Genomic DNA, 12,991 nt, shown 5'->3' on the forward strand with positions numbered 1-12,991 from the left:
TGACAGCGCTCTCCGCGGGCGCGAACGGGGCCCCGCGTAGGCTCGGAGCATGACCTCGGACGAGAACCCGGCCCCCGACGGGCGCCCCGTACGGCGCCGAGCCCTGGTGATCGGGGGAGTCGCCGTGGCCGCCGGGATCGCCGCCGTCGGCGTGAACGCGGCCCTCGGCGCCGGGCAGGCGAACGCTCCGACGGCGTCCGCGAGTCCGAGTGCCACCCCGGGCGCGTCGGCCGGCGCCTCCGCCACGGCGAGCGCCGCTCCGGTCGAGACCCCGACCGAGACGCCGACGCCGACCGCGACGCCCGGGATCGACCTCTCCGCCCACTCGAACGACGACCCGGCCAGCATCTGGGTGGTCGTCAACAAGCTGCGCACCCTGAATCCGGTCGACTACGTACCGGCCGACCTCGTCTACCCGGACGTCCGCTACGTCAACCGCCAGCCGATGCGCCAGGCGACCGCGGACGCGCTGGTGCCGATGTTCGCGGCGGCCTCGAGCGAGGCCGGCCTGACGCTCGCGGTGCAGAGCGCCTACCGCTCCTACGACACGCAGGTCAGCGTCTACGCCGGCTGGGTCTCCTCCCGCGGCCAGGCCGGAGCGGACGCGACCAGCGCGCGCCCGGGGCACAGCGAGCACCAGACCGGCTGGGCCGTCGACGTCGTCGGCTCCTCGGGGACGTGCGCCCTCGAGATCTGCTGGGGCGACACCCCCGAGGGCCAGTGGGTCGGCGCGAACGCGCACCGCTTCGGCTTCCTCGTCCGCTACAAGCCCGACACCACGCCGATCACCGGCTACGAGTCCGAGCCGTACCACCTCCGCTACATCGGCGTGGAGCTCGCGCAGCACCTGCACGACGCCGGCATCCCGACGCTCGAGCGCCTGTTCGGGCTTCCGGACGCCCCCGACTACGCGCCGGGCACGGTCTCGTAGCGGGGTCCCGGGTCGGCTGAGCGGCGGGCTCGTGAGCACCCCTTCGCGCATCCTGGCGCGCCCTTTCGGGCATCCCACGCCACGCCTTCCGTTCGAAAGAGCACGTCCCTAACCTCTCCTTCACAGCGAGGCAGGCTCGCTTCCGATCGAAGGAGATCTCATGACCTTCTCGCTGCTCGCCTCCTCGAGGCGCTCGTCCGCGATCATGGTCTGCCTCAGGGGAAAGTAGGGCTGGAGCGTGTTCCGCCGACGTTCACCTGAGCGCTTATTGCGTGAGCTCCGCTCGATCGATGACGCCATTGCAGCGCATCCCTTTAGGTCCGAGCCGATCACGCGTGCCTTCGCCGTCATCGAGGACGGCGACGGGGACAAGGAGCTGATCAGCGCGCGACTCCGTGAGCAGGGCCTGCCGGAACTTCAGACGATCGGAGCTTCCACGCTGCGGTACTCGCTCAGCTGGTGGTGGCTGCACAACCGGCGGCGCGCGGCCGTCCGGAGGATCGAGCGGCATCGGGGTTGAACCCGCTCGTCGTCCGTGGGTGAGCCTGCCCTGTGCTCGAACGGGCTGGGGAGCTGTCGGCGCATCCGTCGGAGTGTGACAAGCCTGTTGAGACGCGGGCGGGAGGGGTTCCCGCCCGCGTGGCCGAGAGGCGGAAGGGAAGCACGGTGCTCCGGAGACCGACGCGGGAGAAGCTGCAGCGCGAGCTGGAGGTGATCGACGCCGCGATCGCCGGACATCCGTTCTCCTCCGACGTGCTCGTTCGCCTCCAATCGGTCTTCGCCGAGAGCGACGGCAGTGGGAAGGACGGGCGGCGGATCAACGCGCGCCTGGCGGAGGAGGGGCTGCCGACCATCCCGGGAATCTGGATCTTCTATGCCCGGAACTTCTCCAGCTGGGGGTGGCTGCACAATCGGCGGCGTGCGGCCGTTCGGAGGATCGAGCGGCGCGAGGGCTGACGGCGTGTCCGTTCGGACATCCGGATGTGCCCGGAAATCGGTCCGCAAGGGCTTGCGGAGACGGCGGCGATCACAAGCGGACGTGACAGAAGGGCGTTGTTACCGTACCGTTACTCGGAGTGCTTTCGGAGGCAACCCTTATGGGACTCCGACTCCCGCGTGGTGACATGGCCGCTTCCCCCTGAAATTCCGCACGCCCCCGCCCCCGTGCGCACCGACCCGTGAGTTCCCCTGTGCCCCACAGTTCCACCCGTTCCACCGTGCCCGCCGACGCTCAGCTCGCACCGCCGCTGACCCGCCGTGAGGCGCGCGAGCGCGAGGGCCGAGCCCGCGCGACTCCGGCCGCCGCTCCTGCCGTCGAGGCCCCGGCACCGGCCGTCCTCGCCCCCGCCGTGCTCGCGCCGGCCGCCGAGGGCATCCGCCCCTCCGCCGGAGCGCCGCTGCACCCCGTGAGCGGGGACGTCTTCCCCTCCCGCCGCGACCGCCGCGCCGCCGAGGGGCACCGCCAGCGCGTCGAGCCCGCTCGTCGCGGCTCCTCCTTCTTCCGCCCCTCGCGCCGGCACCTCGTGCTGGCGATGTCGGGCGGGCTCGTCCTCGTGGCCGCCGCCTCCGGCGTGAGCCTCACCGTCGGCGCCTCCGCCGACGCCGAGTCGGCGACCGCCTCGACCGCCGCCCCGACGGCGACGGCAGCGCCCGTCACCGTGCTGCCGGCCATCACCGCCGACGCCCGCGTGGTGCTCAGCAGCGTCTCGACCACCACCGGCACCGTCGCCGGCGGCACGAGCGTCACCATCGCCGGCTCGAACCTCGACTCCGTCGCCACGGTCCGCTTCGGTGACGCCGAGGGCAGCGTCACCGTCGACAACCCCGACCAGATCACCGTCACGGCGCCGCCCGCGGACGGCGAGACCGAGGGTGTCGTCCCCGTCGCCTTCTTCGACGCCGGGGGAGCGCCGATCACCTTCGACGCCGTCACGGACTCCGTCGCAGCCGCGACCGTGGACGGCACGCCGGTCGAGACGGTGCAGCCCGCCGTGGACACCACGACTTCGACCGAGGAGCCGCTGACCGCGACCACGGCCACACCGGCGGCCACTCCGACCACCGCCGACGCGACCGCCACTCCGACCGCGACGCCGGCCGCCGCCGCGACCGAGGCGCAGCCCGCCGAGCTCGTCGCCCCCACCGCGACCGCCTCGCCCAGCCCGACCGCGACCGGCGTCCTCGCGACCACCAAGGTCGTCGCCTCCGCGATCACCTTCGCCTACACGCCCGACCCGGCGATCGAGGCCGCGAAGGCCGCCGCCGCGCTCGAGGCCAGCCGCCTCGCCTCGCAGCTCGACTACCTGCAGACCTACTGGTCCGACTACAACTCCGCGCAGTACGGCGTCATCGGCGGCAACGACTGCGTCAACTTCACCTCGCAGTCGCTGATCGCCCGCGGCTGGGAGATGGACGGCGAGTGGAGTTACTCGCGGACCGGCGGCTACAGCTCGGCCTGGGCCTCCTCGACCGCGTTCAACTCCTACCTGGCCGCGCACCCGGAGCGGGCGACGCCGCTCACGAACGCGCAGCGCTCGGAGGTCAAGCCCGGCGACGTCGTGCAGTTCGACTGGGACGGCTCGGGCGACTGGGATCACACCGGCGTCGTCACGAGCGTGAAGGGGAGCACGATCCTCTACTCCTCGCACACCGCCGACAACCTCGACCAGAGCATCGACTCGGCCTCGGCCGGACGCATCATGTTCTGGAGCGTCTGAGCAGGAACCCCGGGGCCGCGAGCCCAGGACTCCGCAGGGAGCCCGGACACAGCGAAAGAGGCCGCCGTCGCATCAGCGACAGGCGGCCTCTTCGTCGTTCGACGAGGGCGTCAGTTCTTGAAGACGTCCTTGACGTCCTCGCCGACCTTCTTGGTGTGCGCCTTGGTCTGGTCGGCCTTGCCCTCGGCCTCGAGCTTCTCGTTGTCGGTCAGCTTGCCGGCCGCTTCCTTGGCCTTGCCGAGCAGGTTCTCGGCCGCGTTGCGGATCTTGTCGTCAGCACCCATGAGGGGGCTCCTTCCGTTCGATTCGGTTCGTCCTCCGGCGACGTCCGCCGGAGGAAGTGGTGGCGAGCGCGGGCGCTCGCGGATCAGGCGACCCGGTCCTCCTTGGAGAACCCGGCCCGGGCGCTCGAGGCGACCTCGAGCACGACGGGCAGTCGCGCGCCGAGCAGGCGATCGAGCTCCAGGACCTCCTGGTGCACCGCGTCCACGACCGTGCGGGGCGAGACCCCGCCGCGGGGCAGGACCCGGACCTTGAGCGCCGTCGACGAGCCGTGGCGGTAGGCCGAGACGGTCACGTCCAGCAGGTCGGTGCGGCCGGCCAGCGCGTTCTCGAGGACGTCCTCGGCGAAGCCGGTGGCGATCTCGACCTCTCCGGCGACGCCGCTGGACGAGCCCGCGTCGGTGAGGACGGTGCTCGTGCGGCCGTGGCCGTGGGCGGAGATCAGGACGATCGCGAGCACGATGCCCAGCAGGCAGATCCCGACGATCGCGTAGAGCGGCCACAGCACGGCGGCGTCGCTCCAGGCGGTGCCGTCCTCCGGCGAGATGCGGGAGACGAGGGCCGCGCCCTGGCCGTCCGCGAAGTCGGCGACCGCGTCGCGGACCGGCTGCGAGACGGCGATCAGGACCAGGCCCGCCGTGACGGCGGCGAGGACGAGGCCGACCAGGAAGAGGATCAGGCGGTTCACGAACCGGTTGCTCGTGGTCATCAGATCCTCCCGGACTCGGAGATGCGGACGGTGGCGCGGGTGGCGGGCGTCGCCGCGATGCGGCTCAGCTCGTCGTCGACGGCGGACTGCACGGAGTCGCGGTCGACGGTGATCCCCGAGGAGGGGGTCACCTCGATCACGGCGGTGCGGCGGCCGATCGAGGCGCGGGTGTCCTCGCGGCGCGAGCGGGCCGCCGAGCGGGCCGAGCGGGCGAGCGAGGAGGCGATCACGCCGTCGTCGATCACCACGGCGAGCCGGTCGTCCGCCACGGTGTGGCGGGCGCGGGCGCCCGGGGCGAGGGCGAGGACCAGCAGGATCAGCGCCAGCACCGCGGTGCCGACGGCGATGCCGATGATCGCGCCGGAGGCGAGATCGGTCACGCCGACGATCGCGCCGAGGAGCGCGGACGGGGCGAGCAGCAGCGGAGCGGCCCCGACGATCGCGAGCACCGCCTCCGTTCCGACGTACGCGGCGATCAGGATGATCAGCACGAGCACGACGATCTGGGCGGCCGAGCGCGAGCTGTGGGTCTCGCGGCGCAGGTAGCGGCGGTAGCGCGCGTCCGGTGCCGCGTCGCGCGGTGTGGCTGCGGGGCTCATGCGACTCTCCTCGTGGCTCGGGTCGGGATGCGGGTGCCGGTCACGCGGATGTCCACGCGGCTGACGGTGCGGCCGGTGAGCGCGCCCATCCGGGAGGCGATGGCCGCCCGGTCGCGGTGGAGGCGATCGAGCAGGCTCCCCTCGGCGGTGGAGGCGCCCTCGGTCAGGACCGGGGCGGAGACGGCGAGCGCGAGGCCGCCGCTGTCGTCCGACAGCCGGACGCGGATCGCGGAGACCTCGACGCCCAGCTCCTCGTGGACGACCGCCACGGCCATCCGCTCGAGGGAGCGGACGGAGATGGTGACGGTGCCCGGCTCCGACGGAGCGGTCCGCTCGCCGGGACGCTGGTCGAGTGCGGTCACGGCGACTCCTAGCGGGAGGTGGTGCGGCCGCGGAACACGTCCACGAGGCTGCGCACGTCGAGCGAGCCGTCCAGCATCCGCGCGATCAGGACGCCGAGCGCCATGAAGACGGCGGTGAGGACGAAGCCCCAGAAGCCGAAGAGCAGGGCGGCGAAGGCGAGGATCGCGCCGACGACGAGGCCGAGCGTGGTGCTGCGGCCGGTCGGGGCCGGTGCGGGGGTGCGGGGGTCGCTCATCGGACGCGGCTCTCGGTCTCGGTGTCGCCCTTGTCCTCGCCGGGGATGTGCACGTCGACGATGGCGACGTTGATCTCGGCGACGGACATGCCGACGAGCTCGGTGATGGCCTCGGAGACCGCGGCGCGGACCTGGTCGGCGACCGACTGCATCGGCACCGGGTACTCGACGACGAGGGTGACGTCGGCGGCGACCTGGGTCTCGCCGACCTCGACGCTGACGCCCTGGGCGTGGTCGTTCCCGCCGACGGCCGAGCGGATCGCGCCGAAGGCACGGGCGGCGTTGTTGCCGAGGGCGAAGACGCCGGGCACCTGGCGCGCGGCGATGCCGGCGACCTTGGCGATCACGGCGTCGTCGATGACGGTGCGGCCCTGAGCCGTGCCCGAGGCGGCGCTGTTGCCGAGGCTGGTGACGGTGTCGACCGACGCCTTGTCGACGCGGGGGGCGGTGGGAGTGGCGGGGGTAGCGGGGGTGCGCGTGTTGTCGCTCATGGTGACTCCTGTGCGTGTCGTCGGCCGCTGGTGGTGCGCGGCCGGGGTCGGGGAGTCCGGCGGATTTCCCGTCGGGCTGTGCTTTCATGAGTGAGACGGAGCCCGACGGGGATTCGTCACGGTGCGATCCGGAGTTTTTCCTGATAGTCACCTGATGGTCGATGCCGGCTCGAGCCGGTGCCCGCTGGAGGAGCCCCATGCCCGGTCTGGAGACGGCGAGCGACGCGCTCCTCGCCGAGCGCTCCGCCGAGGGCGACGTCCGCGCGTTCGAGGTGCTGGTCAAGCGGCACCAGTCGATCCTCCGCGCCTACGCCTGGCGGCTGACCGGCTCGCAGGCGGACGCCTCCGACGCGGTGCAGAACGCGCTGATCACCGTCTGGGCCCAGCTCCCGCAGCTCCAGGAGCCGGCGAGCGTGCGGAGCTGGATGATGCGGATCGTCAGCCGCTCCAGCGTCGACCTGCTCCGCCAGCGCAAGCCGGTCGACGACGTCGACGCCGTCGAGCACCCGCCGGCCCGCGAGCCCGGGCCGTTCGAGTCGGTCGAGCAGAGCGACGCGATGCGCGCTCTCGCCCAGGCGCTGGCCGAGCTGCCCGAGACCCAGCGGCAGTGCTGGCTGCTCCGCGAGGTCGGCGGCGAGTCGTACAGTGAGATCGCCGAGCACCTCGGCATCACCGCCACCGCCGTCCGCGGCAAGCTCGCCCGAGCACGGGAGTCGCTGGTCGTGGCGATGGAGGACTGGCGATGAGGGCCTGCGATGAAGGAGTCGGCGCGATGAAGGAGTCGGCGCGATGACCCCGGACGAGACGCCCGGCCTGCCCGGCACCGGCGAGGACGCCGTGCTGCCGCTGCCCGTGCCGCTGGTCGCGGACGACGCCGACGCCGATCCGGACGCCGGCTCCGCCGACGCGATCGGCATCGACGAGCTCGGCGACTACCTGGACCGGGGCCGCCTGCCCTACGACCCCGCCATCGAGGAGTCGCCGGAGCACCGGCGCACGCTGCGCGCCCTCGAGCGCGTCCGCGCGCTCTCCGGTGCGCTGATCGACGACGACGCGGCGCACCTGCCGGCCCCCGCCGAGAGCTGGTTCGGCTCGATCCTCACCCAGGTTCGGCGCGAGGCGCGGGCCGGACGGGACATCCCGCTCGCGAGCACCGATCCGGATGTCGAGCTGACGATCACCGAGGGCGCCGTCCGCGGCATCGTCCGCGAGGCGGGCGACAGCGTCTCCGGAGTCCTCGTCGGCCGCTGCCGGCTGCAGGGCGACGTCGCCGATCCGGGTGCCGACATCGCGGTCGAGGTGACGATCTCGGTGTTCTGGGGCGTGCCGATCGCCGACGCGGCGCAACAGGTGCGCGAGCGCATCCACTCCCGCCTGCTCACCCAGACCGAGCTGCGCGTCTCGACGATCGACGTGCGCGTCGAGGACGTCTACGTGCCGGGGGAGGAGGAGTCGTGAGCGGGTCCGAGCAGCTTCCCGTCGCCCCGGCCGTGCTGGTCCCCGCGGTGGCCCCCGGTGGATCCGCGCCGAGTGCGGCCGCCGTGCTCACCGCCGAGATCCGCGCCCTCGCAGGAGTGGCGATGCTCGTCCCGGCGCGCGGCCAGGTGCGCGACGTCCTCGCGCACGCGGCCGGCGCGCTGACGCCCGCCACCGTCGATCCGGCGGACGGCCCACTCGGCGCGGTCTCCGGCGGCACCTTCGCCGAGCCGGTGCTCGTCCGCGTCCTCGGCGACGAGGTGTCGGTGTCCGCGGACGTCTGCGTCGCCGCCGAGTCGTCGGCGCCGGACATCGCCCGCGCGGTCGGCTCCGCGGTGCGCGAGTGGTGCCGGCGCGAGCACCCCGGGCGCCGCGCGCGCGTCGCGGTCCGGATCGCCTCCGTCGACTGACGCCGGAGTGCGCCGTCGCTGAGGGTGCCGCCGCTAGGCGCCGTGCTCGGCGAGGAACGCCTCCGTCTCGCCGGCCGTCGGCGTCGAGACCGCCGCTCCCGCCCGGGTGACCGAGATCGCCGCGGCGGCGGTCGCCCAGCGGACGAGCTCGACCAGCGCGGCCGGGTCGTCGAGCCTCTCGCCGCCGGCCGCGAGCCGGGCCGCGAAGACGCCGCAGAAGGTGTCGCCCGCGCCGGTCGTGTCGACGACGGAGACGCGGAAGGCCGGTGCGCGCACCGGCTCGCGGTCGCGGACGGCGACCACGACGCCGTCCGCTCCGAGGGTGACCAGCACCACCGGGACGAGCGCGGTGAGGGCGACGGCGAGGGCGGTGTCGTCCGCCGCCGCGATGCCGCGCTCGGCGCCGAGCTCGCGCGCCTCGTGCTCGTTGACGATCAGCACGTCCAGCTCGGCGAGCAGCTCCTCGGGCAGCGGGCCGATCGGCGCCGCGTTGAGGATCGTGGTGGTCCCCGCCGCGCGGCCGGCCCGCGCCGCCGCCAGCACGGTCGGGACCGGGATCTCGAGCTGCAGCAGGAGCGCCGAGGCGCCGGCGATCAGCGCCTCCTCCGCCGCGGTCAGGTCGGTGAAGGCGGCATTGGCGCCGGAGTCGACGACGATCGCGTTCTCGCCGGAGTCGTCCACCGTGATCTGCGCGGTGCCCGTGCGCTCGTCGCCCCGGCGCGCGTGCAGCTGGAGCGGCTCCTCCGCCAGCAGCCCCGCGAGCTCGTCGCCGGCGGCGTCGCGGCCGAGGCTCGTGACGAAGCTGCTGCCCGCGACCGTGCGGGCGGCGGCGACCGCCTGATTGAGCCCCTTGCCGCCGGGGAAGGTGCGGGAGTCGAGGGCGAGGACGGTCTCGCCGGGCGCGGGGATGCGGGCGACCCGGTGGACGTGATCGAGATTGGCGCTTCCGAGGACGACGAGGCTCATGCTCCGACGGTAGGGCACGCGCAAGGGGCTGCTCGCATCCTCCGGCCGCACCTACGGTGGAGGAATGGAAACTCGAATCTTCGGCCGCACCGGTGCGCCCGTCTCCGTCGTCGGCCTCGGAACCTGGCAGCTCGGTGCCGACTGGGGGGACGTCGCGGAGAGCGACGCCCTCGCGATCCTCGACGCCGCGGCGGAATCGGGCGTCACCCTCTTCGACACCGCCGACGTCTACGGCGACGGCCGCAGCGAGCGGACCATCGGCGCCTGGCGCGCCGCGCACCCCGACGCGGGCGTCTTCGTCGCGACGAAGATGGGCCGCCGCGTGGAGCAGATCCCCGCGAACTACGTGCTGGACAACTTCCGCGCCTGGACCGACCGCTCGCGCTCGAACCTCGGCGTCGACACGCTCGACCTCGTGCAGCTGCACTGCCCGCCGACCTCCGTCTACTCCGACGACGCCGTCTTCGACGCGCTGGACACCCTGGTCGACGAGGGCGCCATCGCGCACTACGGCGTGTCGGTCGAGCGCACGGAGGAGGCGCTCACCGCCATCGCGCGGCCGAACGTCGCGAGCGTCCAGATCATCCTGAACGCGTTCCGCCTCAAGCCGCTCGACGCGGTGCTGCCGGCGGCCCGTGAGGCCGGCGTCGGGATCCTGGCGCGCGTCCCGCTCGCGTCCGGTCTCCTCAGCGGTCGCTACACGACGGAGACGACCTTCGCGCCCGACGACCACCGCACCTACAACCGCGACGGCTCCGCCTTCGACGTCGGCGAGACCTTCTCGGGCGTCGACTTCGCGACCGGCGTCGAGGCCGCCCAGGAGTTCTCCCGCCTAGCCGCCGACCACGGCCTCGCTCCCGCCGCGGCCGCGCTGGCCTGGATCATCCAGCAGGACGGCGTCACCGCCGTCATCCCCGGCGCCCGCTCCGTCGAGCAGGCGAAGGCGAACGCCACCGCCGCGGACGCCGCCCCCCTCGGCCCCGCCTTCATGGAGGCCGTCAACGCCCTCTACGACACCCACTTCCGCCCCACGGTCCACCCCCGCTGGTAGCCGACACCCGCTGAGTCGCCCGAGAAGGCTCGTTCTCCACCCCGAGAACGAGCCTTTTCGGGCGAGTCAGTCGCGCCTGTGGACAACTCGACGCACGGGTCGCTCAGGGGCGCCAGCATGGCGCGGTGAGTGGCGACGGGCCGGAGGGCCTCTTCAGGGTGGCGGAGGGGAGCGCCGCGGGGCTGTCGCGGGCGCGGATGCGGTCGGCGGAGTTCCCGTCGCCGGCCTACGGAGTCAGATCGTCGGCTCCGGCCGTCACGCTCGCGGATCGCTGTGCGGCGGTGCTGCACCGGCTCGGCGACCACGTCTTCGTCTGCGGGCCGACCGCGGCGCTGCTGTGGGGCGCTCCGCTCGACCGGCACTGGGAGCAGCGCGCCGTCCTGGACGTCGCCGTCGTCGCACCGGCCCGGGCCCCGCACGCGCGAGGGCTGGCGGGCCGCAGCCTCACGCTCGATCGCGACATCGATGTCGTGACCGGGAGGAGGGGCGCTCTCACCACTCCAGCGCGCACCTGGTGCGACCTCGGCGCAGTGCTCTCTCTCGCGGACCTCGTCGCGGTCGGCGACGACCTCCTCCACCGGCGCCTCGTCGGCGACGAGTCCCTGCGTGCCGCGCTCGCCCGGTACCCGGGTCGACGCGGGATCGCGCGCCTGCGTCGAGCCCTCGGGCTGCTCGACGGCCGCGCGGAGTCGCGGCCCGAGTCGCAGGTCCGCGTCGCGCTCGTGCTCGCAGGCATCCGGGGTCTCGAGGCGAACGTCGAGATCCGTGACGAGTCGGGCGCCTTCCTCGGTCGGGTCGACCTGTGCCTCACCCGGGCACGCCTGATCATCGAGTACCACGGCGACTACCACCGCTCGGAGCCCGGCCAGTGGCGCAGGGACGTCGTGCGCGCCCGCCGCCTCCGCGCGGCCGGCTGGACCGTGATCGAGCTCACCGGCGACGACCTCGCCGACCTCGACTCCGTCGTCGCCCAGGTGCGCGCGGCGCTGCGGCAGTGACTCGCCCGAGAAGGCTCGTTCTCGGGGTGGAGAACGAGCCTTCTCGGGCGACTCAGCGGCCGCGAGCCGCGGGCGGCGCGCGGGCTAGGAGCCCAGGGCGGCGTCGACGATGGTGCGGGCCTCGGCCTGCACCTCGTGCAGGTGGTCGAGGCCGCGGAAGGACTCGGCGTAGATCTTGTAGACGTCCTCGGTGCCGGAGGGGCGCGCGGCGAACCACGCGTTCTCGGTGACGACCTTGACGCCGCCCACCGCCGCGTCGTTGCCGGGGGCCTTCGAGAGCTTGGCGACGATCTCCTCGCCGGCGAGGGTGGTCGCCGAGATCGCGTCGCCGTCGAGCTTGCCGAGCGCCGCCTTCTGCGCCTTCGTGGCGACGGCGTCGACGCGCTCGTAGACCGGGTCGCCGAAGCGCTCGGTCAGCTCCCGGTACAGCGCCGACGGGCTCTTGCCCGTGACGGCCACGATCTCCGAGGCGAGCAGCGCCAGCAGGATGCCGTCCTTGTCGGTGGTCCAGACGGTGCCGTCGAAGCGGAGGAACGACGCGCCCGCCGACTCCTCGCCGCCGAAGCCGACCGAGCCGTCGACCAGCCCGGGCACGAACCATTTGAAGCCGACCGGCACCTCCCAGAGGCGGCGGCCGAGCGACTCCGCGACCCGGTCGATGATCGAGGAGGAGACCAGCGTCTTGCCGATCGCCGCGTCCTCGCGCCAACCGGAGCGGTGGCGGTAGAGGTAGTCGATCGCGACCGCGAGGTAGTGGTTGGGGTTCATCAGGCCGCCGTCGGGGGTGACGATGCCGTGGCGGTCGGCGTCGGCGTCGTTGCCGGTGAGGATGTCGTAGTCGCCGGCCCGGGCGACGACCGAGGCCATCGCGCTGGGGGAGGACGGGTCCATCCGGATCTTCTCGTCCCAGTCGAGGGTCATGAAGCCCCAGGCCGGGTCGACCGCGCCGTTGACGACCGTGAGCTCGAGCTCGTACATCTCGGCGATCAGCTGCCAGTAGTGCACCGACGCGCCGCCCAGCGGGTCGGCGCCGATCTTCACCCCGGCCTTCTTGATCGCGTCGATGTCGATGATGTTCTTCAGATCCGCGACGTAGTGGGTGCGGTAGTCGTAGGTCTCGACGGCGCTCGGCTCGGCCGACTTCACGTCGCGGTTGCCGTCGGCGATCAGCTCGTTGGCGCGGTTCGCGATCCAGGAGGTGGCGTCGGAGTCGGCGGGGCCGCCGTGCGGCGGGTTGTACTTGAAGCCGCCGTCGCGGGGCGGGTTGTGCGAGGGGGTGACCACGATGCCGTCGGCCCGGTCGGTGTGCGACGGGTCGTTGTTGTAGCGGAGGATCGCGTGGCTGAGCGCCGGGGTGGGCACGTAATCGTCGAACTCGTCGACGAGCACGCGCACCTCGTTGGCCACCAGCACCTCGAGCGCGGTCGTCAGCGCGGGGCGCGAGAGGCCGTGGGTGTCGGCGCCGATGAACAGCGGGCCGGTGACGCCCTCGTTCGTGCGGTACTCGACGATCGCCTGCGTCACCGCCGCGATGTGGTCCTCGTTGAAGGCGGTGTCGAACGACGAGCCGCGATGCCCGGAGGTGCCGAAGACCACCTTCTGCAAGGGGTCGGACACGTCCGGCTTCTTCTCGTAGTACGCCCTCACGAGGGCCTCGACGTCGATGAGATCGGAGGCCTCTGCCGGCTTCCCTGCGCGATCGGTCATGGGGTCCATAGTGGCAGTCGCGCCGGGGCCGCGATACCGGCTGGACAGGCGCTGGC

Annotated in this window: 17 protein-coding genes; 9 read left to right on the forward strand and 8 right to left on the reverse strand. The window is 73.1% G+C overall.

From position 1 onward, the window contains the following. Positions 1 to 49 precede the first annotated feature (49 nt). From EDF36_RS13815 to EDF36_RS13830, 4 genes are all read left to right on the forward strand, one after another. Positions 50 to 931 (forward strand): M15 family metallopeptidase, encoded by an 882-nt coding sequence (locus EDF36_RS13815; RefSeq protein ID WP_123733469.1) that lies wholly within the window; start codon positions 50 to 52, stop codon positions 929 to 931. A gap of 238 nt (positions 932 to 1,169) precedes the next feature. Then, complete coding sequence (locus tag EDF36_RS13820) at positions 1,170 to 1,451, forward strand: hypothetical protein (protein WP_260300722.1); 282 nt, start codon at positions 1,170 to 1,172, stop codon at positions 1,449 to 1,451. A gap of 32 nt (positions 1,452 to 1,483) precedes the next feature. Further along, positions 1,484 to 1,888 carry a hypothetical protein gene (locus tag EDF36_RS21605; RefSeq protein WP_221181665.1) on the forward strand — a complete coding sequence of 135 codons (405 nt, stop codon included), beginning with the start codon at positions 1,484 to 1,486 and terminating at the stop codon, positions 1,886 to 1,888. Between the two features lie 233 nt (positions 1,889 to 2,121). Continuing rightward, a complete protein-coding gene (locus tag EDF36_RS13830; RefSeq protein ID WP_185020484.1) occupies positions 2,122 to 3,648 on the forward strand; it encodes an amidase domain-containing protein in 1,527 nt (508 codons plus the stop codon). A gap of 110 nt (positions 3,649 to 3,758) precedes the next feature. Here the strand turns inward: EDF36_RS13830 and EDF36_RS13835 are convergent, their stop codons facing one another. The 6 genes from EDF36_RS13835 to EDF36_RS13860 all read right to left on the reverse strand — a co-directional run bounded on the left by EDF36_RS13835 (position 3,759) and on the right by EDF36_RS13860 (position 6,327). After that, positions 3,759 to 3,932, reverse strand: a complete 174-nt coding sequence (locus EDF36_RS13835; protein ID WP_123702005.1) for a CsbD family protein — start codon at positions 3,930 to 3,932, stop codon at positions 3,759 to 3,761. 83 nt (positions 3,933 to 4,015) lie between these two features. Beyond that, the gene (locus EDF36_RS13840; RefSeq protein WP_123702007.1) at positions 4,016 to 4,639 is read right to left on the reverse strand and encodes a hypothetical protein; all 624 of its coding nucleotides are present in this window, start codon (positions 4,637 to 4,639) and stop codon (positions 4,016 to 4,018) included. Beyond that, positions 4,639 to 5,238: a hypothetical protein gene (locus tag EDF36_RS13845; protein ID WP_123444988.1), complete on the reverse strand. Its 600-nt coding sequence runs from the start codon at positions 5,236 to 5,238 to the stop codon at positions 4,639 to 4,641. The genes EDF36_RS13840 and EDF36_RS13845 overlap by 1 nt, the downstream gene beginning before the upstream one ends. Further along, the gene (locus tag EDF36_RS13850; RefSeq protein WP_123702011.1) at positions 5,235 to 5,600 is read right to left on the reverse strand and encodes a hypothetical protein; all 366 of its coding nucleotides are present in this window, start codon (positions 5,598 to 5,600) and stop codon (positions 5,235 to 5,237) included. Before EDF36_RS13850 ends, EDF36_RS13845 begins: the two co-directional genes overlap by 4 nt. Before the next feature lie 8 nt (positions 5,601 to 5,608). Then, positions 5,609 to 5,836 carry a DUF2273 domain-containing protein gene (locus EDF36_RS13855; RefSeq protein WP_123733472.1) on the reverse strand — a complete coding sequence of 76 codons (228 nt, stop codon included), beginning with the start codon at positions 5,834 to 5,836 and terminating at the stop codon, positions 5,609 to 5,611. After that, positions 5,833 to 6,327 carry an Asp23/Gls24 family envelope stress response protein gene (locus EDF36_RS13860; RefSeq protein WP_123733473.1) on the reverse strand — a complete coding sequence of 165 codons (495 nt, stop codon included), beginning with the start codon at positions 6,325 to 6,327 and terminating at the stop codon, positions 5,833 to 5,835. The genes EDF36_RS13855 and EDF36_RS13860 overlap by 4 nt, the downstream gene beginning before the upstream one ends. Positions 6,328 to 6,524: 197 nt before the next feature. Between EDF36_RS13860 and EDF36_RS13865 the strand changes: the two genes are divergently transcribed. The 3 genes from EDF36_RS13865 to EDF36_RS13875 are packed head-to-tail and all read left to right on the forward strand — an operon-like array spanning position 6,525 to position 8,213. Beyond that, positions 6,525 to 7,073 carry an RNA polymerase sigma factor gene (locus EDF36_RS13865; RefSeq protein ID WP_123444992.1) on the forward strand — a complete coding sequence of 183 codons (549 nt, stop codon included), beginning with the start codon at positions 6,525 to 6,527 and terminating at the stop codon, positions 7,071 to 7,073. Between the two features lie 43 nt (positions 7,074 to 7,116). Beyond that, the gene (locus EDF36_RS13870) at positions 7,117 to 7,785 is read left to right on the forward strand and encodes an Asp23/Gls24 family envelope stress response protein (protein ID WP_123702015.1); all 669 of its coding nucleotides are present in this window, start codon (positions 7,117 to 7,119) and stop codon (positions 7,783 to 7,785) included. Beyond that, positions 7,782 to 8,213 carry a hypothetical protein gene (locus tag EDF36_RS13875; protein WP_123733474.1) on the forward strand — a complete coding sequence of 144 codons (432 nt, stop codon included), beginning with the start codon at positions 7,782 to 7,784 and terminating at the stop codon, positions 8,211 to 8,213. Before EDF36_RS13870 ends, EDF36_RS13875 begins: the two co-directional genes overlap by 4 nt. A 33-nt stretch (positions 8,214 to 8,246) precedes the next feature. On the opposite strand, the gene EDF36_RS13880 is transcribed toward EDF36_RS13875, so the two are convergent. Further along, positions 8,247 to 9,179: a ribokinase gene (locus EDF36_RS13880; protein WP_123733475.1), complete on the reverse strand. Its 933-nt coding sequence runs from the start codon at positions 9,177 to 9,179 to the stop codon at positions 8,247 to 8,249. 64 nt (positions 9,180 to 9,243) lie between these two features. Between EDF36_RS13880 and EDF36_RS13885 the strand changes: the two genes are divergently transcribed. Both EDF36_RS13885 and EDF36_RS13890 read left to right on the forward strand, forming a co-directional pair. After that, positions 9,244 to 10,230 (forward strand): aldo/keto reductase, encoded by a 987-nt coding sequence (locus EDF36_RS13885; RefSeq protein WP_123733476.1) that lies wholly within the window; start codon positions 9,244 to 9,246, stop codon positions 10,228 to 10,230. Positions 10,231 to 10,355: 125 nt separating this feature from the next. Next, positions 10,356 to 11,228 (forward strand): endonuclease domain-containing protein, encoded by an 873-nt coding sequence (locus tag EDF36_RS13890; protein ID WP_148060050.1) that lies wholly within the window; start codon positions 10,356 to 10,358, stop codon positions 11,226 to 11,228. Positions 11,229 to 11,312: 84 nt separating this feature from the next. Here EDF36_RS13890 and pgm read toward each other — a convergent pair whose 3' ends face one another. Beyond that, positions 11,313 to 12,935, reverse strand: coding sequence for a phosphoglucomutase (alpha-D-glucose-1,6-bisphosphate-dependent) (gene pgm / locus EDF36_RS13895; protein ID WP_123733478.1), 1,623 nt, complete (start codon positions 12,933 to 12,935; stop codon positions 11,313 to 11,315). Between the last annotated feature and the right edge of the window lie 56 nt (positions 12,936 to 12,991).

This window comes from Rathayibacter sp. PhB152 (genome assembly GCF_003751395.1).
In the GTDB taxonomy this organism is placed as follows: domain Bacteria; phylum Actinomycetota; class Actinomycetes; order Actinomycetales; family Microbacteriaceae; genus Rathayibacter; species Rathayibacter festucae.